Annotated in this window: 3 protein-coding genes; 1 reads left to right on the plus strand and 2 read right to left on the minus strand. The window is 74.8% G+C overall.

Annotated features, from left to right (window positions below; genetic code table 11):
* The first annotated feature begins 343 nt into the window (after positions 1-343).
* Complete coding sequence (locus ACZ38L_RS05355) at positions 344-1183, plus strand: sterol carrier family protein (protein ID WP_465689428.1); 840 nt, start codon at positions 344-346, stop codon at positions 1181-1183.
* 5 nt (positions 1184-1188) lie between these two features.
* Here the strand turns inward: ACZ38L_RS05355 and ACZ38L_RS05360 are convergent, their stop codons facing one another.
* Positions 1189-2040, minus strand: a complete 852-nt coding sequence (locus tag ACZ38L_RS05360) for a DUF3152 domain-containing protein (protein ID WP_465689430.1) — start codon at positions 2038-2040, stop codon at positions 1189-1191.
* A gap of 172 nt (positions 2041-2212) precedes the next feature.
* Entirely contained in the window at positions 2213-2632 is a 420-nt protein-coding gene (locus tag ACZ38L_RS05365) for a DUF3151 domain-containing protein (protein WP_465689432.1), read from the minus strand.
* Positions 2633-2840: the final 208 nt, after the last annotated feature.

Genomic DNA, 2840 nt, shown 5'->3' on the forward strand with positions numbered 1-2840 from the left:
CCTCCCGCTGAAGGAGGCGGCCAGCCCCCCCCCCTTTTGGTCTCCCCCCCCTCCCGACCCCCCCCCCCCCCCCCACCCCCCCGCCTACCCCCCCCCCCCCCCCCCCCCCCCCCCCACGGCTTCTCGGTGCGCGTTCACCGCTGCGCGTTGGTGCGGCGGCGGCCAGCAGACGCGCGCGGCGGGTGGTGAGGCCCGTGCGCCGGTCCGCTGGTCGTCTCGTGAAGACTCGGCGGCTGCGATGTGAGAATCCTTTCAGCGGATGGTTCGTCAGCGATCACTGATCCGTCACCGCCGCGTAACAGCCCACGGAGCTCCTGTCGGCCCCGGGCGGTAGCGTGGGGACATGGTGAGACCTGCGGCCCGGCGGCCCCGGAGCTACGACCCCGGCAAGGTGCGGACCGCGCTGGCCGCGCAGACCGAGGCGCTGCGGGCGGCGGTCCGCGAGCTGTGCGCGGACCCGGCCGCCGAGCGGCTGCTCGCCGCGCCGACCCGGCTGGGGGAGTGGCGGGTGCGCGAGCTGCTGGCCCATCTCGACCGGCAACTCAGCTGGCTGCCACGGCACATCGGCGACCTGCCGGCGGGCGGCGAGCCGCTCGCGTTGACCGCCTGGGTGGCCCGGTCGGGTGGACGGGCCGGCCGGCTGGACGCCAGCACCCTTTCCTACGCCGCCGATTGGTACAGCGGCTCGCCCGAGCAGCTGGCGGCACGCTTCGAGGCCGCCGCCGAGGAGCTGCTGGGCTTCCTGGACGGACCCGAAGTCGCCGACGGGCAGCGGCGGTTGGCGATCCAGTCGGGTTCGATGACGCTGGCCGACCTGCTGGTCACCCGCCTGCTGGAGGCGGTGGTGCACGCCGACGACCTGGCCGCCGCACTGGAGTCGCCGGCGTTCCCGCACGACCGCTTCGCGCTGGCCTCGACCAGCCGGCTCCTGGCCGACGCGTTCGCCGATCAAGTACCAGGCGGTGCGGTCGAGTTGCGCATCCCGCCGTACGCGGTGGTGCAGGCGGTGCCCGGGCCGCGGCACACCCGCGGCACCCCGCCGAACGTGGTGGAGACCGACCCGCTGAGCTGGATCCGGCTGGCCACCGGGCGGCTGGACTGGTCCGTGGCGGTCGACCGGGCCCAGGTCTCCGCCAGCGGCGAGCGCAGCGACCTCTCCGGCTACCTGCCGGTGCTGCGCTGAGTGGGCTATCCGGCCGTCCCGGCCAGCGGGGGACCGCCGAGGTACGTGCCGTCCACCGAGTACGGCCAGGCGTTGGGCACGCAGCCGTTCAGGCCGTAGATCTGCTGCATCATCGCGGGGGCCGGCCGGCCCGGACCCGGGCAGCCCTCGTGGCCGTGCCCGATCCGGTGGCCCACCTCGTGGTTGACGACCAGTGCCCGGTAGTCGTCGATCGAGCCGCTGAACTGCGGCGAGCCGGTCAGCCAGCGCTTGACGTTGACCATCACCTGCCTGCCGACGTCGCAGTTCACCTCGCCGTCGGTGTGCAGACCGGCCTGGCCGCACGTCCTGTCCACGGTGGCCGGTGAGGCGATCTTCACCTCGAAGTCGTAACTGCCGGTGGAGACCAGCTGGAAGCCGTTCTTCCCGTCCGCGGTCCAGCCGCGCCGGTCGGCCAGGATGCCCTCGATCTGCGTGGCGGCGCTCCTCTGGTCCACCCCGATGCCGCCCTCGACCTCGACCTTGTAGCGCCGGATCGTCCCGTGGCCGACCGCGTCGCCGTCGGCGTCGGCGGTGGCGAAGACGCCGGTGCCGACGCTGGGTATCGGGCTGGGGCTGGGACCGGCGCTGGAACCGGTGGCCGGCTGCGGGGTCGGACGCACCGACTCCGGGGCACTGCGCAGCGCCGCCGAGGCCTGCTCGACGCCGCCCGGGTGCTTGTCCAGCAGGATCACCCGCCCGCTCAGCACACCGAGCGTGACCACCGCCGACACCCCGCCCCAGGCCCGCAGACGCCTTCCCCGGCTCGGTCTGCGCGCTCGCCGCCCCCGTCGCGAACTCCTCGCCGCACGACGCCGGTTCGGCCGGGGGCTGGACACGTGACGGGTTCTCTTCGTTCCGGGGCGGGCGGGGGACGGCGCCACCGGATGAACAGTCGCACACGATCGATCTTCACCCTGGCATGCGAACGCCCGTTCTGTCCACATGGCCGGTCTGTGCCAGCGGCCGCCCCGCGGGGCGGGACGGCCGTATCGGCACGTGCTGACGGGGCTACTGCTTCAGCTCGGCGTAGGCCTCCGGGCTGCTGTCGCGGAGGAACTGCCAGCAGCGGTCGGCCTCCTCGGTCTCCTTGATGGCATCGGCGGCCCGGGCGAGGGCGGCCAGGCAGCGCAGGAAACCGCGGTTGGCGCGGTGCTCCCACGGGACCGGCCCGTGGCCCTTCCAGCCGGCCCGGCGCAGGGCGTCCAGGCCGCGGTGGTAGCCGGTGCGCGCGTAGGCGTACGACTCCACGACCCGGCCCTCGGTGAAGGCGTCGTCGGCGAGCATGGCCCAGGCGAGCGAGAACCAGGGGTAGTCGGCCGCGAGCTGGGTCGGCGACGCGGACTCCTCGGCCAGGCGGCGGTACGGTTCGGGCTCCTCGTTGAGCAGCGTCGGGTCCGGGCCCGAGAGCAGGTTCTTGCGTTCAGTCATGGTCTCCAGTCTGCCAGTCGAGCCCTTCGGGGCGACCTGGCGCGGCTCGCGGGACCGGGATTTTCCTCAACCTGCTTGACGGGGCGGAAAGTTCGGCCTGGCAGTACGACGCCGGGGGGGGGGGGGGGGGGGGGGGGGGGGGGGGGGGGGGGGGGGGGGGGGGGGGGGGGGGGGGGGGGGGGGGGGGGAGGGGGGGGGGGGGGGGGGG

The organism is Kitasatospora sp. NPDC024654 (assembly GCF_055559155.1).